This window comes from Erythrobacter colymbi (genome assembly GCF_002155685.1).
Taxonomy (GTDB): domain Bacteria; phylum Pseudomonadota; class Alphaproteobacteria; order Sphingomonadales; family Sphingomonadaceae; genus Erythrobacter; species Erythrobacter colymbi.
Genome location: NZ_MUYK01000007.1, coordinates 1 through 22,409 on the forward strand (window position 1 = coordinate 1; position 22,409 = coordinate 22,409).

Sequence of the window (22,409 nt, forward strand, 5' to 3'; positions counted from 1 at the left end):
CAGAGCTGTGCCGCAAGGAAGGCATCGCCCAGAGCCTGTATTACACTTGGTCGAAGGAGTTTATGGAAGCAGGTAAGCGCCGGTTGGCCGGTGATACCGCCCGTGCCGCGACCACTGGCGAGGTGCAGGATCTGCGCCGCGAAGCCCGCGCCCTGAAGGAATGCGTGGCCGACCTGACGCTGGAAAACCGTTTGCTCAAAAAAAGCATGATCGCGGATGGGGGCGACGAAGAATGAGGTATCCCGCATCCGAGAAGCTCGAGATCATCAGGATCGTCGAGCAGTCCCACCTGCCTGCCAAGCGAACGCTGGACCAACTCGGCATCGCCCGGCGGACGTTCTACCGCTGGTATGACCGCTACCTCGCAGGCGGCCCGGAGGCGTTGGCGGATCGGCCATCGGCTCCAGGCCGGGTGTGGAACCGGATCGCGCCCGAGGTGCAGGACCAGATCGTCGAAATGGCGCTGGAGCAGTCCGAGCTGTCACCGCGCGAACTGGCGGTGCGATTTACCGATGAGCGCCAATACTTTGTGTCCGAAGCTACGGTTTACCGCCTGCTCAAGGCCCACGATCTGATCACCAGCCCGGCATACGTCGTGGTGAAAGCGGCTGATGCGTTCCATACCAAGACGACCCGGCCGAACGAGATGTGGCAGACCGATTTTACCTACTTCAAGATCATCGGGTGGGGCTGGATGTATCTCTCCACCGTGCTCGACGACTTCTCGCGCTACATCATCGCCTGGAAGTTGTGCACCAACATGCGGGCCGAGGATGTGACCGACACGCTGGATGTAGCGTTGGTCGCATCCGGATGCGACAGCGCCACGGTGTTGCACAAGCCCCGGCTGCTCAGCGACAATGGTCCCAGCTACATCGCGGGCGAACTGGCTGAATACATCGAGGCCAACAAGATGAGCCACGTGCGCGGCGCCCCGATGCACCCCCAGACCCAGGGCAAGATCGAGCGCTGGCACCAGACCCTTAAAAACCGCATCCTGCTCGAGAACTACTTCCTGCCCGGCGACCTTGAGGCCCAGATCGAGACCTTCGTCGAGCACTACAACCACCGCCGATACCACGAGAGCCTAAACAACGTGACGCCCGCAGACGCCTACTTCGGCAGGGCACCAGCCATCATCAAACAACGCGAAAGGATCAAGCGACAGACCATTGAACATCGGCGCTTGCAACACCGTAAGCTCGCCGCCTAAAACCCAACAACAGACGAGGCCCGCACTCCGCTAATTTACGCCGCGACCTGTGCCAAATGTTCTGACGACGGACACTCTAGCAAGGCATCAACGACAATTTCCTGCTCTCGCGCCTTGCGGGTGGCATAGTGGAAGTCGCTGAGGTGGAGGATGGTGATAAGATCGGGGTCCGTCATGGCGCGAATATATGGAACAGTCGGTGAACATGCAATAAGGGTGGAAGTTGAAATCCACTAATTTTGCAATCACCTAGCAACCGTCTAGAAGCGCCTAAAGCCTTAGGCAGGATCATGAAAATGGAACGCCAACGCTGTTACCCTTGGCTTGACCCTGCAATATGGTGAGCGGCTTCGTGGCGATCAGACAAGCACCGACCTAGGGTAAGGAATTTGGCTGTGAATCAATTCTATCCTAGAATAGGCACAATATAAGAGGGAATACATCACAATGGGTAACAATGGGTCTCTTGACCGTGCAGAACTGCATCGCACGATTTGGCGTATCGCCAATGAGCTTCGGGGCAGCGTCGATGGCTGGGATTTCAAATCCTATGTGCTCGGAACCCTGTTTTACCGCTTTATTTCGGAAAATCTCGTTCGATATCTGAATGAGCAGGAGCAGCTGGCCGGAAATCCGGATTTTGACTATGCCAAGCTTAGTGATGAGGATGCTGAGTTCGGGCGTGAGGAGACTGTCAGGGAAAAGGGCTTCTACATCCTGCCGTCGCAGCTGTTCGGCAATGTCCGTAAAGCCGCCCGGAAGGATCCCGACCTGAACGAAACGCTCGCCAAGGTGTTCGCCGCGATCGAAGGCTCGGCAACCGGCACCGAGAGCGAGAACGACATCAAGGGTCTATTCGATGACCTCGACGTCAACAGCAACAAGCTTGGGGCAACCGTTGCCAAGCGCAACGAGAACCTGGTCAAGCTGCTCGAGGCGATCGGCGATCTACCTCTGGTCAGCGACAACTTCAACGACAGCGGTATCGACCTGTTCGGCGATGCCTACGAATACCTGATGCAGATGTATGCCTCGAGCGCGGGCAAGTCGGGCGGAGAGTATTACACCCCGCAAGAGGTGTCCGAGTTGCTGGCCCGCATCACGGTTGCCGGCAAGACCGAGGTCAACAAGGTCTATGACCCTGCCTGCGGCTCGGGCTCGCTGCTGTTGAGCTTTGCGAAGGTGCTCGGGCACGACAAGGTGCGGCAGGGGTTCTTCGGCCAGGAAGTCAACCTGACGACTTACAACTTGTGCCGTATCAACATGTTCTTGCACGACGTGAACTACGAGAAGTTCGATATCGCGCTCGGCGATACGCTGACCGATCCCGCTCACTGGGACGATGAGCCTTTCGAGGCGATCGTCTCCAACCCGCCCTACTCGATCAAGTGGGATGGTGACGCCAACCCGCTGCTCATCAATGACCCTCGTTTTGCGCCGGCCGGCGTGCTGGCGCCCAAGAGCAAGGCTGATCTCGCCTTCACCCTTCATATCCTGCACTGGCTGGCGGTGAACGGGACGGCTGCCATCGTCGAGTTCCCCGGCGTGCTCTATCGTGGCGGCGCCGAGCAGAAGATCCGGCAATATCTGATCGACAACAACTACGTCGATGCCGTGATCCAGCTTCCGCCAGACCTGTTCTTCGGCACCACGATCGGCACCTGCATCATCGTGTTGAAGAAGTCCAAAGCGGACAATTCCACGCTGTTTATCGATGCAACGGCGGAGTGCTCGCGGATTGGTAACAAGAACAAGCTGCTGCCGAAGAACATCAAGACCATCCTTGATGCCTACGTGGCCCGAAAGGACGTCGATCACTTCGCCAAGCTGGTCGACAACGATGCTATCGGCGAGAACGGCTACAACATCTCAGTCTCGTCCTGGGTGGAGCAGGAAGACACCAGGCAGGCCGTCGATATCACGGCGCTCAATGCCGAAATCGCTGAGATCGTCGCCCGCCAGTCGGACTTGCGGACTCAGATCGATGCCATCGTGGCAGAACTCGAAGGGGAGTCGGCATGAGCCGGATCGATCATTTGATCACAAAGCACTGCCCTGAAGGCGTTGCATTTGAAGATCTCTGCAAGCTTGCTTGCTATTCTGACACTCGCATCGATGCCGCAGATTTAGATGAAACCAATTTCGTAGGTGTCGATAATCTGCGCCCCAACATGGCGGGAAAAAATGATGCCAGTTACTCAGCCAATACGGCGCGACTGACGGCGTTTGCAGCCGGGGACATCCTTCTAGGAAATATTAGGCCATATCTGAAGAAGATATGGCTCGCAGATCGTGAAGGTGGATGCAGCGGTGACGTCCTTGCAATTCGTATTCGGAAGGAGCGGCGATCAGAACTGCTTCCGGAGTTCCTCTATCGCCTAATCGCTTCAGATGACTTTTTCGCTTACAATATGCAGCACGCCAAAGGCGCAAAGATGCCGCGAGGGAGCAAAGATGCTATTCTTAGGTATCGCATCCCGGTGCCTCCCCTTGAAGTTCAACAAGAAATTGTTGCAATCCTCGACCGCTTCACCAAGCTGGAGGCGGAGCTGGAGGCGGAGCTGGAGGCGCGGCGTCGGCAGTATCAGCACTATCGTGACACCCTCCTGAGCTTCCCAGAAGACGCGAATATTCGAGCGACGAGAATACTGAATTTGGGTGAAGTTGGCAATTTCATTCGCGGCTCAGGCATCCAGAAGTCAGATTTCGTCGATGCTGGCGCTGGCTGTATTCATTACGGCCAGATCCACACGCACTACGGCACGTGGGCTAAGAGCACGAAATCATTCATCCGGCCCGATCTCGCCGCACGCTTGCGTAAGGCCCATAAAGGGGATTTGGTGATCGCAACAACCAGCGAGGATGACGGGGCCGTTGCAAAGGCAGTGGCCTGGCTGGGTGACGAGCCTGTGGCTGTCAGCACCGATGCCTACATTTTCCGACACACCCTCAATCCGAAGTATGTCTCGTATTTCTTTCAGACCGAGCATTTCCAGTCGCAAAAAAGGCCTCACGTGACCGGCACGAAGGTGCGCCGTATTTCAGGTGATAGCATGGCGAAGATCAAGATCCCGGTCCCACCCATGGAGGAGCAGGAGCGCATCGTTGCAATCCTCGATCGGTTCGACGAACTCACCAGCAGCTTGTCCACCGGCCTGCCTGCCGAGATAGCTGCACGTCGTCGACAGTATGCCTACTACCGCGACCAATTGCTGACCTTCAAGGAAGCCGCATGACCGAGGGACAGCATCCTTTCCGTTATCACCCCATCGCCCAGTCGAGCGAGAGCACGGTCGTCAGTGAGTTTGTGCCCGATCCCCCTAGCGTGCGCGATGCCGAGTATCAGTCGGAGGATGCCCTCGAAAAGGCGTTGATCGCCCAGCTGCAGAGCCAGGCTTACGAGTTTCTTAGCTTCACGACGGAGGCCGAACTGGTTGCGAACCTGCGCACCCAGCTCGAACGTCTCAACAAGCTTAAGTTCTCCGATGCCGAGTGGCAGCGCTTCTTTTCCACCTGCATTGCCAGCGCCAATGACGGCATCATCGAGAAAACCGCGCGCATTCAGGAAGACCACGTCCAGCTGCTCAAGCGTGATGATGGTAGCATCAAGAACATCTACCTGATCGACAAGACGAACATCCACAACAACAGCCTGCAGGTCATCAACCAGTATGAGATCCAGGGCGCCCGGGCCAACCGCTATGACGTGACCATCCTCGTCAACGGCTTGCCCATGGTTCACATCGAGCTCAAACGTCGCGGCGTCGACATCCGCGAGGCCTTCAACCAGATCAACCGCTACCAGCGGGACAGCTTCTGGGCGGGTTCGGGCCTGTTTGAATACGTGCAGCTGTTCGTCATCAGCAACGGGACGCTGACCAAATACTACAGCAACACCGTTCGCGATGGGCACCTCGCCGAGCAGCGCAGCAAGCGGTCGAAGCAGACCACCTCCAACAGCTTCGCCTTCACCAGTTGGTGGGCGGATGCCAAGAATCGGCCGATCACAGACCTGGTCGGTTTCACGAAGACGTTCTTCGCCAAACACACGCTGCTGAACATCCTGACCCGCTACTGCGTATTCGACGTCAGCCGAAAGTTGCTGGTGATGCGGCCCTACCAGATCGTCGCGGCCGAGCAGATCATACAGCGGATCAGCACCTCGACGAACTACAACCAGCTGGGCACCGTCAGTGCCGGCGGATACATCTGGCACACGACCGGCAGCGGCAAGACGCTCACCAGCTTCAAGACCGCGCTGCTCGCCCGCGATTTTGCCGGTGTCGACAAGGTGCTGTTTGTCGTCGACCGCAAGGATCTCGATTACCAGACGATGCGCGAATACGAGCGCTTCGAGAAGGGCGCCGCAAACTCGAACACGTCCACATCGGTCCTACAGAAGCAGCTGTCAGACCCCACAGCCCGGATCATCATCACCACGATCCAGAAGCTGTCCCGCTTCGTTGCCGCCAACAAAAAGCACCCGATCTACGATGCCCATGTGGTCGTCATCTTCGACGAATGCCACCGCAGCCAGTTCGGCGATATGCACGCCGAGATCACCAAGTCGTTCAAGCGCTATCACCTGTTCGGGTTCACAGGGACGCCGATCTTCGCCGAGAATTCCGGCAGCTCAGGCAACCCGAACCGGCGCACGACGCAGCAGGCGTTCGGCGACCGGCTCCACACCTACACGATTGTGGACGCCATCGCGGACAAGAACGTGCTGCCGTTCCGCATCGACTACATCAACACCATCAAAACCGGCTCAACCATCAAGGACAAGAAGGTCCCGGCGATCGACACTGAGCGGGCCCTGCTTGCACCAGAGCGGATTTCTGGCGTTGTCGAATACATCCGCGAGCACTTCGACCAGAAGACCCGTCGATCCGCCTCCTACCGTCATGATGGCAAGAGGCTTGCTGGCTTCAACTCGATCTTTGCCACAGCCTCGATCGACGCTGCAAAGCGCTACTACGCCGAGTTCAAGCGCCAGCAGCAGTCGCTCCCGACCGCACAGCAGCTCAAGGTTGGCCTGATCTACAGCTTCGCCGCCAACGAGGACGATGAGGACGGCCTGCTGGGCGAGGAGGAGTTCGAGACGACAGGCCTTGATCAAAGCTCGCGCGATTTCCTCGAGGGTGCGATCAAGGACTACAACACCCTGTTCAGCACCAGCTTCGACACGTCGGCGGACAAGTTCCAGAACTACTACAAGGACCTGTCGCTCCGTCTCAAAGCCCGTGAGCTGGATCTGGTCATCGTGGTCAACATGTTCCTTACCGGCTTCGACGCCACGACGCTGAACACGTTGTGGGTGGACAAGAACCTGCGGGCACACGGCCTGATCCAGGCCTATTCCCGCACCAACCGGATCCTCAACTCGGTCAAAACCTACGGCAATATCGTGTCCTTCCGTGACCTCGAGGAAGAGACCAACGATGCGCTAGCCCTGTTCGGCAACAAGGACGCGAAGGGCATCGTATTGCTGAAGCCCTACGCCGAGTATTATGACGAGTATGAGGCGCTTGTCGCCAAGCTGAGGGCAGATTTCCCACTCGATCAGCCGATCATCGGAGAAACCGCCCAAAAGGCCTTCATCAAGCTGTTTGGCGCTATCTTGAGGCTTAAGAACATCCTGACGGCCTTCGACGACTTCGCCGGCAATGAAATTCTGACCCAGCGCGAGTTCCAGGATTACCTTAGCCTGTATCTGAACTTCTACGCCGAGTTCCGCCGGGCGTCAGAGGCTGATCGTGAGGCGATCAACGACGACATCGTATTCGAAATCGAGTTGGTCAAACAGGTCGAGATCAACGTCGATTACATCCTGATGCTCGTGGAGCGCTATGTGACGGCGAAGGGCTCCGGGGAGGACAAGGATATCCTTGCCACCATCGATCGGGCCATCAATTCGAGTCCGTCGCTGCGGAACAAGAAGGACCTTATTGAGCAGTTCGTCGCGTCCGTCTCTTCCAAATCAAAGGTCGATGCACAGTGGCGCTCGTTCTTGGCCGATCGGAAGGAAAGCGAGCTTGAAGGCATCATCACCGCTGAAGGGCTGAATGCCGATGAGACCCGCGGCTTCATCGACAATGCCTTCCGGGATGGTGCGATTCCCACTTCGGGCGTCGGTATCACCAAGATCATGCCTCCGGTGTCGCGGTTCGCGAGGGGAGGGGAGCATGCATCTCGGAAGCGGTCGGTGATGGAAAAGCTGACTGAGTTCTTCGAGCGGTATTATGGGCTAATCTGATATGACCAGAACGCCCGAACAAAAAATGAAAGAGAGCGCGGAAATTAAGGCCGCGCAGATGGCAAATGAGAGCCAAAGGGATGCCTTTACAGCCCTTGGGCATACTGTTCTTTTCTCTGCCTCCATAGCGTTTCTAGCCGATATCAGGAAGCCATCTGAAATTGAACAAATCTGGCTGCTCTATTCTGCTTGGGCATCGACTCTCATAGGCCTTTTTGCCCTAACGTGGAGCTTTCAGGAGGCCCATCGTGCTGCCAATCGTCGAATTAGCAGTCTTCACGACGATAACGCCAGCGACGCAACGCCACTTCTAGATGCCCTGAATTTCGTTTCCCTCTGGTCATTTCCTATAAGCATGCTGGGTATTGCTGCCTTTGCTGCAATCAATCTATGGAGCATTACATGAACAGAAATGGTCCTGGCGGATATGAAGAACGTGCCATTACGCCGCCGAGAAGAGATCCACCGCCACCTCCACCTGCTCCACCTCCCTCGCCGCCACCTCCCCCGCCATCGAGGTGAAGGTAGGCTTACAGCTCAAGGGCGCTGAGCTAATCTCCATTGCAGCAGGCCTGATTTACCGTCGTCAGAGGTAACCAAGCCACGGTCACGCATGTTTCTCAGTGCAGCTCCCACTCTCTTCTGGATCGTCTTGAGAAGCTTGGCATCAGCCGTGTTGAGTTCGCGCTCAGCCATAAGGCGTAGAGTAATCGCCTTGCTGTCCAAAGACTCTCCAGTAGCACGGAGCATCTGAAGAATGGACCGTGTGACCTGACCTTTGAAGGCAATGTGACGGGGAGGCAGTGGCTTTGCCTTGACCTCTGCTAAGTCAGCCTCGGGGTCGAACAGCAAGATTGTCTGGTCGATATGATCCAGATTGATCAGAGCTTCCCGCAATCGATCCTGTAGGCCCTCCACGAGACCGGCGATCTCGGCGCGTTTGGTCAAAAGGCCCGAAATGACATTCGGGCGCCCGGTTATGGGTAGTTCCGGTAAGGGGTCCAAGATCGTCATGGACTCGCTTACTAGCCTAAAATCTGTTATCATTCAGTAGGATATTTTGGTGCAATAACTCCACCATACCGTGGAACTCGGGCAACTCGTCGAGGAACAGCACGCCCAGATGCGCGAGGCTCACCTCGCCCGGGCGCACCTTCAGCCCGCCGCCGGTGAGCGCTGCCATGCTCGCCGAGTGGTGCGGGGCGCGAAAAGGTCGGGCGCGGCTGATGCGGCCTGCGTCCAAGGCTCCGGCGACCGATTGCACCATCGACACCTCGAGCGCCTCGACCGGGGTGAGCGGCGGGAGGATGCCGGGCAGGCACGAGGCGAGCAGGCTCTTGCCCGATCCCGGTGGGCCGACCATCAGCAGATTATGGCCGCCCGCCGCCGCGATCTCGAGCGCGCGCTTGGCGGTTTCCTGCCCCTTCACCTGCCTGAGATCGTTGCCGCCGGTGCCATCCGCCACCTCGCCGCGCGGGGGTTCGGGGAGCACGAGGCTGCCCTTGAGGTGCCCCAGGAGGCTCGTCAGATCGCGCGGGGCGAGGACCGGGACGCCGCTTGCCCAGCGTGCCTCGGGGCCTTGCGCTTCGGGGCAGATGAGGCCGCTTCCGACCTCGCTCGCATGGAGCGCGGCGATCAGCACGCCGGGGCTGGCGACCACGCGGCCGTCCAGCGCGAGTTCGCCCACCGCGATCCAGTCGCCCAGCTGTTCGGCGTCGGTCACGCCCATCGCCGCGAGCAGCGCGAGCGCGATCGGCAGGTCATAATGAGAGCCGTCCTTGGGCAGGTCGGCGGGCGAAAGGTTGACGGTGATGCGCTTGGGCGGCAACGCGAGGCCCATTGCGGCGAGCGCGGCCTGCACCCGCTCGCGGCTCTCGCTCACCGCCTTGTCGGGCAGGCCGACGAGGTTGAAGCGCGGCAGGCCCGGGCCGACATGGCACTGCACCTCCACCGCGCGGGCCTCCAGCCCGAGGTAGGCAACCGTCCTCACCAGCGCGACCATAGGCAGGCCCCCCGTCCTGATCCCGCGGCAATTGTGCAGCTTTCCGAAGGGCTTGTCGAGCGCCGCATGGTGAACCGTGCCTTGCAACCCGTGTCCGCACGATCGCTAAGGCTTTTTTAAAGCATAAATCTTGGCGAATTCGGAAGGGCGCGGGGGTGAGAACGGGCACCATGAACCGCGCCCTTGCCCTCCTACTTGCCGCTTTCGCGCTGCTGCTGCCGCACGCGGCGGCGCTGGCGCAGGTGCAGGCGGCGTCGGGATCGCGGGTGGTTTCGACCGTCAGCTGGGTCGAGGAATGGGACCCGGCGAGCGGGCAATGGGTGCGGGTCGAGGATGCCGCGGAGAGCATCGCACCGGCCGCCTACACCACCACCACCACCGCAACCAGCGTGGCCCGCGCAGGCGCATTCACCGTCACCGAGACAGTCTCCGAGCCGCAGCCGGTGCGCTTCATCAGCCAGCCGGCGCGGATCGCGGCGCAATCGGCAGGGATTGCCGCTTTCGGCCCCTTCCGCGTGATCGACGACAAGCACGCCGCGCTCGTCGCCGCTACCGATGCCGGATCGCCGCAGGCCTTCGCCGCGATGCTCGCGCAGTTCCCGGGGCTCGAGGTCATCGAATTCGTCGATGCGCCGGGGACCACGCATGATCTCGCCAACCTGCGCCTTGGCCGGGCGATCCGTGCCGCGGGGCTGGCGACCCATGTTCCGGCAGGCGGTTCGGCCCGCTCGGGCGCGGTCGAGCTGTTCCTTGCGGGCACCCGCCGCTCGGTCGATCCGGGCGCGCTGTTCGCGGTGCATTCCTGGCGCGACGAGCGCGGCCGCGAACCGGCTGACTTCGCCCCCGATGCGCCGGAAAACCGCCTCTATCTCGATTACTACACCGAAATGGGCATGACCGCCGATCAGGCGCGCGATTTCTACGCGATGACCAATTCGGTGCCCCACGCCGGCGCGCTGTGGTTGGAAGGTGCCGAGATGACGCGCTGGATCGAGCCCGCCTCGCGCGCGATCGACACCGACATGCGCGCCGCCCTGAGGCTGGCGCTCGCCCGCTCGGGCACGGCGCTGGCTGGCGCGCTCGGCAAGCCGTGGCGCCTGCCGCGTCTTGCGCTGCCGACATTCGCGCCCGAGGCCGCTCCGGCGCCGCGCCTTGCCTATGCCGAGGTCGGCAGCGGCTGGGCCGACGGTGTCGTGCTTGACTCACGTGCCGCTTTCCCATAACGGCCCGCGTCTGTTTTCGGCTCGTTGTTTGACGGGCCCCGGCTGTTCGTGCCGGTCAGCATTTTCGAGGATGATATGAAGCGTACCTTCCAGCCCAGCAATCTCGTGCGCGCCCGTCGTCACGGTTTCTTCGCCCGCAAGGCCACCCCGGGCGGCCAGAAGGTGCTCCGCGCCCGCCGCGCCCGCGGCCGCAAGAAGCTCTGCGCCTGATTCTTTGCGCACCCGCCTGCGCGGGTGTGATTTCCTCGCTCACGCGACCTGAAGGTCGCGTCGCTGCGGGCGCGCATTCGCGCTTGCGGGCTCCCCTCGGGAGCCCGTTTTGCGTATGGAGCACCCCATGCTTTCGGTTCTGACCAAGCGCGCCGATTTCCTCGCCGCGAACTCCGGCACCCGCAATGCGCGCGCCGGATTCGTGCTGCTGACCCGTCCGAACGAAGGGCAGGGCATCCGCTTCGGGATCACCGTCACCAAGAAGATCGGCAATGCGGTGGTCCGCAACCGCATGAAGCGCCGCTTTCGCGAGCTGCTGCGCGCGGCGCTGCCCACGGCAGGCCTGCCCGACCATGATCACGTCCTGATCGGCCGCGCAGGCGGGATCGAGCGCGATTTTCACCTCATGGCCGAGGAACTCGCCAAGGCGCTCGAGCGCGCGCGAGAGGGGCGCGGCGATCCGGCGGGCGGGCGGCGTCCGAGGAGAGGGCCGCGGAAATGAAGCGGATCCTCATCCTCGTCGCGCGTGGCTGGCAGCTTGGCCCGTCACGCACCCTGCCGCCCTCGTGCCGCTACTATCCCTCGTGCAGCCAGTACGCGATCGAGGCTCTCGAGAAGCATGGCGCGCTTAAGGGTGGATGGATGGCGTTCAAGCGGCTAATGCGCTGCCACCCCTGGGGCGGGCACGGTCACGATCCCGTCCCCTGAGGGCCAAAATCCGGGAAGGGCTGGAAACGGGACCGCCTTAACCCCATAATACACCCACTGTCGCATTCTCGCGGGGCTTACACTTGGACAATCGCAATCTTCTGCTCGCCTTCGTGCTTTCGGTCGTGCTCATTCTCGGCTGGGAAGCGGGCCTCCGGTACTTCTACCCCGAGGCGGCGATCACCACGCAGACGCCCGCCAAGGGCAAGCCGGCTGACGGCGCTACCTCTGCGGCGGCCCCGGCGGCAGCACCGGGTGCAGGCAACCTCGGCGGCGATGCTGCGGTGCGTCCGGTCGATCTCAAGACGGCCCTCGGCGGCGGAAACCGCGTCGTCATCGATACGCCGCGCGTGACCGGCTCGATCAACCTCGTCGGCGCGCGCATCGACGATATCGAGCTGAAGGACTACCGCGAGACCGTGAAGAAGGATTCGGGCCCGGTTCACCTGTTTACGCCCGAAGGAACGCCGCACCAGAATTTCGCCGAGTTCGGCTTTGTTGCCGGCGGCCAGCGCCAGCCCTCGAACGCCCTGTGGCAGGCCGATGGCGCCAAGCTGACCCCCTCCACACCCGTCACCCTTTCGCGCACCGACGCCAACGGCCTCACGTACCGCGTCAAGTTCGCGATCGACGCGGACTACATGATCACCGCGACCCAGAGCGTGACCAATGCAGGGGCCGCGCCGACGGTGGTCCAGCCCTTTGCGCTGATCAAGCGCACGAGTGTGGTCGAGAACGCGGCTCCCAGCGTTGTCCACTCCGGGCCGATCTATTCGAGCGACGCGGTTGCCGCCTATGATGTCAGCTACGCTTGCGGGTGGAGCCTGTTCAGTTCGTGCCATGACCTGACCACCGACGGGACCTATTCGGTCAAGGGCAACACCGACTGGGTCGGGTTCACCGACCAGTACTGGTTCTCCGCTCTGGTGCCGGGCAGCAAGAACGCGGGGGTCGAGTTCCGCTCGCTCTCCGGTAAGCTTTACCGCGCCGACGTGCTGTATCAGCCGGTAACGGTCGGGGCGGGCCAGACCGCCACCCAGACGACCCGGCTCTTCGCGGGTGCCAAGGAAAGCGTTCTGCTCGATCGTTACGAGGACGGCGGCATCGCCCAGTTCGGGGCTGCCATCAGCTGGGGCTGGTTCTGGTTCTTCGAGAAGCCGATCCTGTGGCTGCTGCGGCACTTGAACAGCCTCGTCGGCAATTTCGGTTTCGCGATCATCCTGCTCACCGTGATCATCCGTGGGCTGATGTTCCCCGTCGCGCAGAAGGGCTTTGCCTCGATGGCGGCGATGAAGGCCGTGCAGCCGAAGATGAAGGAGATCCAGGAGCGCTTCAAGGACGACAAGCAGCGCCAGCAGCAGGAGATCATGAAGCTCTACAAGGACGAGAAGGTGAACCCCCTCTCGGGCTGCCTGCCGATGCTGATCCAGATTCCGGTGTTCTTCGCGCTCTACAAGGTGCTCGTGCTGGCGATCGAGATGCGCCACAAGCCGTTCATCCTGTGGATCCACGATCTGTCCGCGCCCGATCCGGCGCATATCCTCAACCTGTTCGGCCTGCTCGACTTCACCGTGCCCGCGGGTTTCCTCGCGATCGGGCCGCTCGCGGTGCTGCTCGGCATCACCATGTGGCTGACCTTCCGCCTCAACCCCTCGGCGATGGACCCGGTGCAGCAGCAGATGTTCGCGATCATGCCGTGGATCCTGATGTTCGTGATGGCACCCTTCGCGGCGGGCCTGCTGCTTTACTGGGTGACCTCGAACCTGCTCACCGTGGCGCAGCAGAGCTATCTCTATTCGAAGCACCCGCAATTGAAGGCGGCGAATGCAGCGGCGGAGAAGCAGAAAGCGGCGAAGGGGTAGCCGCGCGTGACCGACCTCGAAGACCAGGCGCTGCGCGAGGAAGCGGCATCGAAGCTCTTTTCGGGGCCGGTCGATTTCCTGCGCTCCGCGCCGCAGCTGCAATTCCTGCCCGAGCCGCAAGTGCCCGAGATCGCCTTCTGCGGCCGGTCGAACGTGGGCAAGTCCTCGCTGCTCAACGCGCTGACCGGGCGCAAGGCGATCGCGCGCGCCTCGGTGACGCCGGGGCGGACGCAGGAACTCAATTTCTTCGACGTCGGCCGGCCCGAGGACGAGGGCGCGCTGCCCCTGTTCCGCCTCGTCGACATGCCCGGCTACGGCTTTGCCAAGGCGCCGGTGAAGGTGGTCGAGAAGTGGAAGGCGCTGGTCAATTCCTACCTGCGCGGGCGTCAGGTCCTCAGCAGAACGCTGGTGCTGGTCGACAGCCGCCACGGCCTGAAGGAGGTCGACCGGACGATGATGACGATGCTGGATCAGGCCGCGGTCGGATACCGCATCGTCCTCACCAAGACCGACAAGATCAAGGCGAGCGAGCTGGCCGCGGTGGCCGAAAAGACCGCCGCCGAGGCCAAGAAGCACGTCGCCGCGCACCCCGAAATCCACCTCACCAGCAGCGAAAAGGGCATGGGCATCGAGCGCTTGCGCGCCGCCGTCGTCGCCGACGCACTGGGTGAGGGGTGGATGGGGTAGAGGCTACCCCAGCAGCGCCGCCCCCTACTGCACCTGCGCCCTGAACCGGATCGTGAAGCTCGGCTGCGCTGTCGCGCTGGTCGCGGCGTTCATCGTCCCGGTCGGCGCGATGCGGATGCCGCGTACGTTCACGTCGAAGCTGCCCGTCGGCGTGTAGGTGTAGGGGGCGACCCCGCCGCTTGCCTGCGAATAGGTCACCATAGTCGATGCGTTGAAGGTGTTGAGCCCGCTCGCCGTCGCGCCGTTGGTGAAGGTCACGGGCGTGCCGACCGCGAAGGCCATCTGCGCGGGCATCACGTCGAGGATCACGATCGAGCTCGAATCCACCGGGCCCGTGCCGGCATTGGTCACGACGATCGCATATTCGACGATCGCGCCGGGGATCAGCTTGGGGTTGTTCGTGCCGTTGACCGGATCGGAGATGATCGTGCTCGCCTTGGCTATGGTCAGCACCGCGATCTGGCGGCGGGTGTTGGTGATCGTGCAGGTGATCGAATCGCCCGGGCGCAGCGTGATCGTGCCGCCCACGGCGTTCGGCAGCGTGGTCGTCGACCCGCTGGTGGCGTTGGTGCAGGCGAGCGCCGAAGTATAGTTGCCCAGATTGGTCGAGCCCGCCGCGACCTCGTCGAGGGTGTAGCTCTGGCCGTTGACCACCTGGGTCAGCGTGGTGTCGCCCGCATTGACGGTGCCGCCGGTGCCGGTGGTGGTCGAGGAGGCGAACACGGTCGAGCCGTTCATGATCCGCACGGTGAACTGGTCGCTGTCGAACCGCCTCCCGCCGCTGCCGAGCAGCTTGCGCAGCCTGAGGCGCGGCTGGGCGCCGGCCTGGAAGGTGCAGACGAGGAACTCGCCGAACTCGAGCTGGCCGATGCTGGTGTTGGTGGTCGAGAGGTTGCTGGGCAGCGCCGCGCGCGTTGTCCCCGCCGTGTTCACGCAGGTGAGGTTGGCGGCATAGGCCGATATCGCGCTCGCAGAGCCCGATGCCATCGCGAGGCGCAGCGTGATCGGGATGCCCGCCGACATGTTGAGCGGCGCGGTGGTGAAGGGGCCGGTGCCGCTGCCCGTGGTTGTCCCGCTGCTGATCGTGCTCCCCGTGGCGGTCGAGGCGATCTGGAAGCTCAGCTGGTCGGCGCTGTTCACCCGCGTGCCGAGGATCTGGGTCTGGAGCCGGATCGTCGCAAAGCGGATCGCGAACATCACGCCCTGCAGACCGCCCGACTGGGTCTCCACGGTCACGCTGGTGGGGCTATTGCTGCCGAGGATATAGGCGCCCACCGTGCCGCTGGTGCCGGTGATGTTGACCGTGCCCGATCCGACCCCGCTAATCGGCGGCATGGTCGATCCCGAGATCGGTGGCACCGAATCGAGCAGCTGCCAGCTGCCGCCATTGGTGGACATGCGGATGTATTCGTTCTTGTTGCTCGATTCCGCGTCGGCGACGACGAAGGAATAGACCGTCACGCCGCCGCCTGCGGGCGGAGTGATCGCGATGTTGGTGATCGCGATCGTGCTGACACCCGCCTGCGCCGAATAGAGCACCGGCCGGCCCGGAATGTTGAGGAAGGCGCTGTTGCCCACGGCCGAGCCGCTCCACGAAGGTGCGGTGACATCGTTGTAGGCGGGGTTGGTCCCCGTCACCCGGGCGTTGAAGGTCAGGGTGGAGCCGTCGGGCAGAGTGAAGCTGAGGTTCTGCCCCGAACTGCTGCGCGCGGTGGCGTCGTCGTAATTGGTCATGTTGAGCCAGCAATAGGTCTGCCAGCTGGCGGGCGCGGTGCCTTGCGAACCGGCCTGCGCGCAGTCCTGCGCCATCGCCGCAGGGCCCCACATCACGGCAACGATCATCAGCGCAAGCGCCATCAGACGGCGCAGCAGTGCAAACCCGGCGAACATGGGGCGGGGATAGGAAATCATGGTAAATAGCCGGTTAGCAAACGGCCGCTGATGCACGCCCGCCATCATCAGCGCCCCAGCCCGAGGAAGTCGAAGCTCGTCGCGTCGAACTTCATCCGCACCGCCGCGAACACGCCCTTGTCGGTGTTACGCGCGGGGCCGAAATCGCCGTCGCGGAAGCCTTCGATGTTGTAGCCGACGGTGACGAGCATCCCTTCGACAGGCACCACGCCGATGGTCGGGCCATAGGCAAAGGTGCTCGCCTTGTCGGTGAGGTTGCTGCGCACCGTGGCGCTCGCGCCGATCTCGAAACGCTCGCCGATGCCGATGCGGGCGTCGCCGCCGACGAGCACCGCGGTGCCCTTGTATTCGGTGCCCTCGAACTGGTCGAGGCTGTGGCGCGCGCCGAGGAACAGCGCGAATTCGTGGCGGCGCACCTCGGCCCCGTCGACATGGCCGCGCGGCGAGAAATTGGCAGAGAAGCTGGCGACGAGGCGGCGCGCGGTGGCGTTGCCGTCCACCGTCAGCCCGGTGCGGCCCGCGCCGGCCGCGCCGATGCCGCCGATCTCGCCCGCAACCGCGCCGGTGATCCGGTCGCTGCGGAATTCGAGCCGGCCCAGCATGGCGAGCGGCGAGTTGTCGGGGCGATGGGCAAAGCCGATGCTCGCGTCGATGATCTCGGCCTTGGCACCGCCCGCCGCTTCCGAGAGCGTCCAGGTGATGCCCGAGCCCACGAGACTGCCTTCGCCGAGCTGGCGGATCGCGCCGAGCAGCACGCCCTTGCGGTCCACGGTCTCGCCGTCGCGCACTTCGCCGCGCGCGGTGATGCTCCAGCGATCCTTGCGCCAGGCGGCGCCGAAGGTGGCGGCGGTGAAGTCCTCGAACAGCAGCCCGCCGGTGATCTGCCCGCCGCTCGCGGCCGGCTGGTCGGGGTTGACGAGGCCGCCCGCCGAGGGACGCCCACCGAGCGTGCGGTTGCCGTCGATCGTGGCGTCGATCGTCAGCGACGGGGACAGCTGGAGCGTCTGCGACAGGCCGAAGGCGGCGAAGCTGCGGGTGCCGTTCTCGCCGATGGTTTCTTCGCCGAGCGTGGTCGTCACCTGACCGCCCTGCCAAGGGGCGACCTCGATCCCGCCGCGCAGCTGGCGCGCGTTGAACTTCGCGCCGTCGGCGATTTCGTAGGTGCCGACGAGGCGCACGTCCTGCGTGATCGCATAGCGCACGCCGAGGCGGTGGCGGGCGGGCAGATCGGCGCTCTCGGCCTTCTGCAGCGCGACGGCGGTGCCGGCGGACAGCTCGAGCTTGTTGTCGAACAGGCGCTGGGTCGCCCCCGCTTCCAGCACGGTCGAGGTGGCGGTGTTGCCATCGGCGAGGCGGTCGTTGAAATGAACGATGCCGAGCCGCAGGTTGGTGCTCTGGCGGGTCAGCGCCAGCTGCGCCTGCGCGGCGCGGCGGCGGGCGGCGTCGGTCAGGCTGTCGTCCTGCCACAGGCTGCCGATGACGCTCAGCTCGTCAGTGAGGAGCACGCGCCCGTCCACGCCCACCTTGCGGCGGCCGCGCTCGACCGCGTTCTGCTGGCCGATGCCGTAGTCCTCGTCGACCTGGCGGGCATAGGCGACAAGATCGATCTTGCCGGTCTGGTGCTGGACTTCGGCGAGCCATGCGGTCGCTTCCGCGCCCTCGCGGCGGCTCATGCCGAATTCGGCGCGCACTTCGGTGTTGTCGCCGACGCGGGCGAGCAGATCGACCGCGCCCAGATCGGTGCGCTGTGCCTTGCCGTCGGGGCCGGCGAGGCCCGCGTCGCTGATCGCGCTCGCGCCGATGCGGATCGCGCCGTTCTCGCTCGTCCAGTCGGCGCGCGCGCCCGCGTTCCATTCGGCCTCGCCCGCGCCGTCGGTTTCGAACTCGATGACGATGAACTGCGGGTTCAAGTTCTCGTCGCGGCTGAGGACGGGGGCGGCGAAGCGGATCGTGCCGGCCAGCAGGTCGATGTCGTAATCGGTGAAGCGCGTCAGCACGCGGCTTTCGACGATCTGTTCGGGGCGGAAGCGGTCGCGCACCTCGATCGTCACCCGCTCGGAATTGGCGAGGATGCGGCGGCTCGCAAGGGAATAGGGGCCGGAGATGCCCTGACCCTGGATTTCCTGACGCTGGAAGCGGCTGGCGATCTGCGCGGCGAAGCCCTGCGCCTTCACCCCGCCGAAGCGCGCCTCGCCCATCACGCCGGTGGCGGTGCGGTTGTAGTTCGCAAGACGTGTCTGGTTGAAGGCGGTCTGGAAGTCGCCATAAAGCGCGTAGAAGGTCGAGGTTTCGATGCGGACGTAGAGCTTTTCGCGGCTGGCGGCATCGAACTGGCGCGCCGAGGCGTCGCCGAACACGGTGTAATAGGCCTGCGGGTCGATCGCGCCGAGCACGCGGGCGTCCTCGCGCTGCTTGGCGCTGTCATAGGCGAGGGTGAGGAGATACTTCCCGAGCACCCGGCCCTTGGCATAGAGCGCGACGCGCGCGTCATCGCCCAGATCGCTGTCGAAGCGGCGGCTGCGCTCCATGTTCTTCGCCACCGAGCGCGCGCCTACGGTGCCTTCGCCGAGGCCGATCAGCGTCCATTCGACATCGCCCGGCTCGATCCACGCTTCCAGTTCCTGACGGCGCTTGATGTCGCCATCGTCGAAGGTGAAGCCGAGGCGCAGCGAGCCGCTGACCATGGTCGGGGCGAGCTCGATCTTGGCGATCCCCTCGCTGCCGTCCACCACCCAGCGCGCGGCCATCGGGGCCATGCCGGTGAGCTGGTTCAGCTGCTGGCGGTCGATCTGCTCGGCGCTCTGGTAGGGGGCGTTCAAGGTGAAGCTGCCCGAGATGCCTTCGCGCAGCGGGCGGTTGTTGCGATCGAGCACGCGGATCGCGATCACCGGGCGCGTGCGGCCATCGGCGACGAGGCTGGAGAGCGCGGGCAGGAATTCGACCTTGGCGGGCGCGCGGGTGAAGAACACCTCGCGGGTGAAGGTCTTGGAGACCTCGCCGAAGGAGTTGATGATCTGCGCTTCGAGCACGGTCTTGTCGGTGAGCAGCGGCACGCCGCGCCACTGGCTGACGGCCCAGGTGCCCATCTCGGGGTTCTGCGTGCCTTCGAAGCTGAGCGGATCGGCAGGCTTGCCGTCGACGATCAGCTTCACCGTCTGGCCGAGGCGGTGACGCACCGCGACCTTGATCGCGGGCGCACGCGGGTTGGCATCGAGCGCGGGGGCGATGAAGCCGTCCTCGCCATCGCCGAGCGCGAGGTAATCGGTGATCGCGGGGCCGCCATCCTTGGGCGCATCCTTGGGCGCGTCCTTGGCGGTTTCCTTCGGGGTTTCAGCGGTTTCCGCCTTCGGTTCATCCTTCGCGGCAGGCGCGGCGAACTTCGTGCCTTCGGGCAGGACGGCGTGGAAATCGGCGACCACGAGGCTGCCGCCCTGGCCGATCGCAAAGCGCGAGATCGCGCTGCCGGCGCTGCGGGTGTTGCGGGTGCAATCGACGAAGCGGCCGCCCTCGGGTAGGGTCATGGGCGCGACCTGCACCACGTGGGTGCCGGGGACGACGCCTTCGAAGTGGTAGCGGCCGTCGGCATCGGTGACGGCAAAGCTGCCGTCTTCGAGCATCACGCGCACGCCCGGAATCCCGCGGCGCTCGGCCTCGTCGAGGGTGCAGGCCCCGGCGGTGACGCGGCCGATGATGGTCATGCGGTCGGCAATGCCCTCGCGCTCGATATCGACCACGGCATTGGCGCGGACCGTGCGGCCCAGCGCGTCGCGCGCGACGGCGGTGTTGACCGCGCGGCCCGGAGGCGCATCAGCGCGCACGCTCATGGCGTAGGTGACTTTCACCGAGGTGCCCGCGGCCAGATCGCCCAGCGCGATGCCGATCACGCGGCCATCAGCCGAGGTGGTGACGGCATCGGGCACGCGCGCACCGTTGACCCGCACCGAGCCCTTGCGCAGCCGCAGCCAAGGCGAGGGCATGTCGGTCAGCGCGACATCGCGGCGCACGCGCGCGGGGTCGGCGTTGCCGATGGTGAGAGTGTAGAACACCATATCGCCCGGCTCGGCGCGGGTGCGCGAGACGGTTTTGGTGAGGACGAGATCGCCCGCGGGGCTGTCGACCGGAATGTCGACCTCGAACGGGATCGGATTGTCGAGCACGAAGACATCGCCGAAGGAACCCTCGCGCACCACATAGGGCCGCCCGTCGGGCCGCAAGGCGCGGGCGATCACCTCGCGCGGGGCGGTGGAGGGGGCGCTGTAGGGCACGGGCGGCTCGGCGACGAGGCGGAAGCGCCCTTGCGAGGTCAGCGGGAACCAGAATTCGCCCGGCCCCATCGGAACCGTGCGCCCTGCGCCATCGGTGATGGTCTGGCCGGTGACGACGCTCGATGGCCAGGCGGTAACGCCGTCCGAGGCGAACACGGTAGCGGGCGCGCCGGTATCGGCATTGATGAGGGTGACGCGCACGCCATCCACCGGCGCGCCGGTCTCGCTGTCGAACACCACGCCGAAGGGATCGACGAGCACGGTGAGGTCGGCCGAGACGAGCGTTGTCTCGCTGCCCGGACGCATGGCGGCGATGGTGATGCGCGAATCCGGGCCGACACTGAGGCGGCAGTCGCCCTGCGCCAGCGGCGGGGGGATGCGCAGCGTATCGATCACGCCGGCGAACACGCCGCTGTCCGGCGCGGTTTCGAACACGGTCTCGATCTCGCGGTCGCCCTCGGCCGAGGTAATGACGACGGTGATGCTTTCGATCACATTCGGATCGCGGTTCGCCTCGGCGGCGATGATCTCGAAGAACAGGGGCTCGCCGCCGCGCAGCTTGTCGGTCGGCTGTACGAGCGCGGTCGCGACCGTTCCGGTGGCGGGGGCGCCGGGCGTGGTGCTGGCGGTGGCATTGGCGCGCAGGAGATCGACCTGGCTGGTCGCATTGCCGCACAGCGGCGCACGGTAAAGCAGTTCGGCGCCCGAACCCGAGCCCGAAGCGCGGCGATAGGCGCGGATCGAGGGCGGGGTCGCAGGCGCGAGGGTCACATCGAAGCGCACCGGGTTGCTCGCGGTCCGCTGGCGCGAACCGTGAGCCTCCCAGGCAGCTTCGGCAATATTCGTGACGGTGCGCACCGAGGCGCCGTCCGTCGTTTGCGCGTGGGCTCCTCCCTGCGACAGGCCGAAAGGTAGCAGGGCTACCAGAACGGCTGCCGCGGCACGCCGCAAGGAGGAGCTAACACGCAAGACCTAAGTCCCGATCAAATCTTACTTGATCAAAACCTGGAAGTAGAGCGAACGGGTCTGGCCCGCCGCCACGTCGCTCAGCGCGCCCGTGATACGGTCGCGGCCGCTGACGCCGCCATTGGCCGTGAACGTGCCGCCAGCGGTGCCGCCGGTGCAGGTCGCGTTGCCGTTGACGAAGATCCCGAAGGCCGAGCTGTAGGTCACATCGGCCGGCAGATCGTCGATCAGGCTGACGTTGGTGGCGGTTGCTGCACCCGCAGCGTTCGCCACGGTGATGCAGTATTCGACCGTCGCGCCCGGAATCGCCTTGGGGTTGGTCGCCCCGTTGACGGGATCGTTCACCACGCGGCTGGTCTTGGCGAGGGTCAGAACCGCGCCCGAGACGGTGTAACGGCCCTGGGCCGAGAACGCGCCGTCATTGGCCGCATCCGAGACGCCCGCGCCGTCGAACAGCACGGTGTCGATGCCCGCGGTGTTCGCGCCCGAGGTCGCCAGCAGGCGCGAGCCGAGCGTGCCCGCCGTGCCAGCACCGTGCGCAGCCGCAGTCAGGGCGACGTCGAAGTTGTCGCCGTTCACCGCGTTGATGCTGATGTCGGAGACGACCAGCACCGCGACAACCGCATCGGCAGCGACTTCGTCGAGGTAGGTGATCGCACCGGCGGTCAGTTCGTTCGAATCGAGCTGACGGTTGCCGTTGGTATCGCGGAAGATGCGGATATTGCTGATGTTTGCCGCCGTGCCGCTGCGCAGCGCAGTGGTCAGCGCAAGGTCGGTGGTGCTGTTCGACAGGTTCGTCACGTCGAAGGCCAGGACGCGGTTGGTCTGGTTCGGCGAGACGCTGACGGGGGTGGTGATCGCGTTCACAGTCACGTTGACGCGCTGGTCGACGGTGAAGCTGTTGGACGCGGTCTGGGTGTTCTGGGCGACGCCGTTAACGTTGAAGCTGACGGAGACGTTGTTGGTGATGGTCGTGCCCGCCGTGGTCCCTGCGGCCATAGCGGGGGCGCTGGACATCGCGACGAGCGCAAACGCGCTCACCGCACCCAGCAATTGCTTGGTGGTCTTCATGGTACTGGTCCCGAGTGTTAGCCCCGCGTGATTGG

General features: G+C 63.9%; 15 protein-coding genes and 2 pseudogenes. 11 read left to right on the forward strand and 6 right to left on the reverse strand.

The genetic code is table 11. The features are described 5' to 3' along the window. A pseudogene (locus tag BZF57_RS13885) lies at nucleotides 1-1,213 on the forward strand (IS3 family transposase); the annotation flags it as partial. Nucleotides 1,214-1,248: 35 nt separating this feature from the next. Here the strand turns inward: BZF57_RS13885 and BZF57_RS21135 are convergent. Then, nucleotides 1,249-1,389: a hypothetical protein gene (locus BZF57_RS21135; protein WP_156076258.1), complete on the reverse strand. Its 141-nt coding sequence runs from the start codon at nucleotides 1,387-1,389 to the stop codon at nucleotides 1,249-1,251. Between the two features lie 271 nt (nucleotides 1,390-1,660). On the opposite strand from BZF57_RS21135, the gene BZF57_RS13890 reads away from it, so the two are divergent. Genes BZF57_RS13890 through BZF57_RS20830 form a run of 4 tightly spaced genes read left to right on the forward strand, consistent with a single transcriptional unit; the run spans nucleotide 1,661 to nucleotide 7,875 of the window. Further along, the gene (locus BZF57_RS13890; RefSeq protein WP_086739004.1) at nucleotides 1,661-3,235 is read left to right on the forward strand and encodes a type I restriction-modification system subunit M; all 1,575 of its coding nucleotides are present in this window, start codon (nucleotides 1,661-1,663) and stop codon (nucleotides 3,233-3,235) included. Continuing rightward, nucleotides 3,232-4,449, forward strand: a complete 1,218-nt coding sequence (locus BZF57_RS13895) for a restriction endonuclease subunit S (protein WP_086739006.1) — start codon at nucleotides 3,232-3,234, stop codon at nucleotides 4,447-4,449. The genes BZF57_RS13890 and BZF57_RS13895 overlap by 4 nt, the downstream gene beginning before the upstream one ends. Further along, nucleotides 4,446-7,469, forward strand: a complete 3,024-nt coding sequence (locus BZF57_RS13900) for a type I restriction endonuclease subunit R (protein WP_086739008.1) — start codon at nucleotides 4,446-4,448, stop codon at nucleotides 7,467-7,469. The genes BZF57_RS13895 and BZF57_RS13900 overlap by 4 nt, the downstream gene beginning before the upstream one ends. Before the next feature lies 1 nt (nucleotide 7,470). Next, nucleotides 7,471-7,875 carry a hypothetical protein gene (locus tag BZF57_RS20830; protein WP_143738505.1) on the forward strand — a complete coding sequence of 135 codons (405 nt, stop codon included), beginning with the start codon at nucleotides 7,471-7,473 and terminating at the stop codon, nucleotides 7,873-7,875. 131 nt (nucleotides 7,876-8,006) lie between these two features. Here the strand turns inward: BZF57_RS20830 and BZF57_RS13905 are convergent, their stop codons facing one another. Continuing rightward, nucleotides 8,007-8,483, reverse strand: a complete 477-nt coding sequence (locus BZF57_RS13905; RefSeq protein WP_086739010.1) for a hypothetical protein — start codon at nucleotides 8,481-8,483, stop codon at nucleotides 8,007-8,009. A gap of 73 nt (nucleotides 8,484-8,556) precedes the next feature. Then, nucleotides 8,557-9,471 (reverse strand): annotated as a pseudogene (locus tag BZF57_RS13910) (YifB family Mg chelatase-like AAA ATPase); the annotation flags it as partial. 170 nt (nucleotides 9,472-9,641) lie between these two features. Between BZF57_RS13910 and BZF57_RS13915 the strand changes: the two are divergent. The 6 genes from BZF57_RS13915 to yihA all read left to right on the forward strand — a co-directional run bounded on the left by BZF57_RS13915 (nucleotide 9,642) and on the right by yihA (nucleotide 14,161). Continuing rightward, entirely contained in the window at nucleotides 9,642-10,694 is a 1,053-nt protein-coding gene (locus BZF57_RS13915) for an alpha/beta hydrolase (protein WP_206073274.1), read from the forward strand. Nucleotides 10,695-10,769: 75 nt separating this feature from the next. After that, nucleotides 10,770-10,904: a 50S ribosomal protein L34 gene (rpmH, locus tag BZF57_RS13920; RefSeq protein WP_026092078.1), complete on the forward strand. Its 135-nt coding sequence runs from the start codon at nucleotides 10,770-10,772 to the stop codon at nucleotides 10,902-10,904. Nucleotides 10,905-11,031: 127 nt separating this feature from the next. Beyond that, nucleotides 11,032-11,406: a ribonuclease P protein component gene (rnpA, locus tag BZF57_RS13925; protein ID WP_086739172.1), complete on the forward strand. Its 375-nt coding sequence runs from the start codon at nucleotides 11,032-11,034 to the stop codon at nucleotides 11,404-11,406. Further along, nucleotides 11,403-11,612, forward strand: a complete 210-nt coding sequence (yidD, locus tag BZF57_RS13930) for a membrane protein insertion efficiency factor YidD (RefSeq protein ID WP_086739012.1) — start codon at nucleotides 11,403-11,405, stop codon at nucleotides 11,610-11,612. Before rnpA ends, yidD begins: the two co-directional genes overlap by 4 nt. 83 nt (nucleotides 11,613-11,695) lie before the next feature. Further along, nucleotides 11,696-13,474: a membrane protein insertase YidC gene (gene yidC, locus BZF57_RS13935; protein ID WP_086739014.1), complete on the forward strand. Its 1,779-nt coding sequence runs from the start codon at nucleotides 11,696-11,698 to the stop codon at nucleotides 13,472-13,474. Between the two features lie 6 nt (nucleotides 13,475-13,480). Then, nucleotides 13,481-14,161, forward strand: coding sequence for a ribosome biogenesis GTP-binding protein YihA/YsxC (yihA, locus tag BZF57_RS13940; protein WP_206073275.1), 681 nt, complete (start codon nucleotides 13,481-13,483; stop codon nucleotides 14,159-14,161). A gap of 24 nt (nucleotides 14,162-14,185) precedes the next feature. Here yihA and BZF57_RS13945 read toward each other — a convergent pair whose 3' ends face one another. The 3 genes from BZF57_RS13945 to BZF57_RS13955 form a co-directional block, all read right to left on the reverse strand. Next, nucleotides 14,186-16,072, reverse strand: a complete 1,887-nt coding sequence (locus BZF57_RS13945) for a CshA/CshB family fibrillar adhesin-related protein (RefSeq protein ID WP_086739016.1) — start codon at nucleotides 16,070-16,072, stop codon at nucleotides 14,186-14,188. Nucleotides 16,073-16,119: 47 nt separating this feature from the next. Then, nucleotides 16,120-21,195 carry a hypothetical protein gene (locus BZF57_RS13950; protein WP_240505995.1) on the reverse strand — a complete coding sequence of 1,692 codons (5,076 nt, stop codon included), beginning with the start codon at nucleotides 21,193-21,195 and terminating at the stop codon, nucleotides 16,120-16,122. A gap of 132 nt (nucleotides 21,196-21,327) precedes the next feature. Next, nucleotides 21,328-22,374, reverse strand: a complete 1,047-nt coding sequence (locus BZF57_RS13955; protein WP_086739018.1) for a DUF7933 domain-containing protein — start codon at nucleotides 22,372-22,374, stop codon at nucleotides 21,328-21,330. Nucleotides 22,375-22,409: the final 35 nt, after the last annotated feature.

Excerpts from the sequence above, each read along its gene's own strand:
- BZF57_RS21135 (WP_156076258.1), bottom strand. The coding sequence starts at position 1,389 with ATGACGGACCCCGATCTTATCACCATCCTCCACCTCAGCGACTTCCAC.
- BZF57_RS13890 (WP_086739004.1), top strand. The coding sequence starts at position 1,661 with ATGGGTAACAATGGGTCTCTTGACCGTGCAGAACTGCATCGCACGATT.
- BZF57_RS13895 (WP_086739006.1), top strand. The coding sequence starts at position 3,232 with ATGAGCCGGATCGATCATTTGATCACAAAGCACTGCCCTGAAGGCGTT.
- BZF57_RS13900 (WP_086739008.1), top strand. The coding sequence starts at position 4,446 with ATGACCGAGGGACAGCATCCTTTCCGTTATCACCCCATCGCCCAGTCG.
- BZF57_RS20830 (WP_143738505.1), top strand. The coding sequence starts at position 7,471 with ATGACCAGAACGCCCGAACAAAAAATGAAAGAGAGCGCGGAAATTAAG.
- BZF57_RS13905 (WP_086739010.1), bottom strand. The coding sequence starts at position 8,483 with ATGACGATCTTGGACCCCTTACCGGAACTACCCATAACCGGGCGCCCG.
- BZF57_RS13915 (WP_206073274.1), top strand. The coding sequence starts at position 9,642 with ATGAACCGCGCCCTTGCCCTCCTACTTGCCGCTTTCGCGCTGCTGCTG.
- rpmH (WP_026092078.1), top strand. The coding sequence starts at position 10,770 with ATGAAGCGTACCTTCCAGCCCAGCAATCTCGTGCGCGCCCGTCGTCAC.
- rnpA (WP_086739172.1), top strand. The coding sequence starts at position 11,032 with ATGCTTTCGGTTCTGACCAAGCGCGCCGATTTCCTCGCCGCGAACTCC.
- yidD (WP_086739012.1), top strand. The coding sequence starts at position 11,403 with ATGAAGCGGATCCTCATCCTCGTCGCGCGTGGCTGGCAGCTTGGCCCG.
- BZF57_RS13945 (WP_086739016.1), bottom strand. The coding sequence starts at position 16,072 with ATGATTTCCTATCCCCGCCCCATGTTCGCCGGGTTTGCACTGCTGCGC.
- BZF57_RS13955 (WP_086739018.1), bottom strand. The coding sequence starts at position 22,374 with ATGAAGACCACCAAGCAATTGCTGGGTGCGGTGAGCGCGTTTGCGCTC.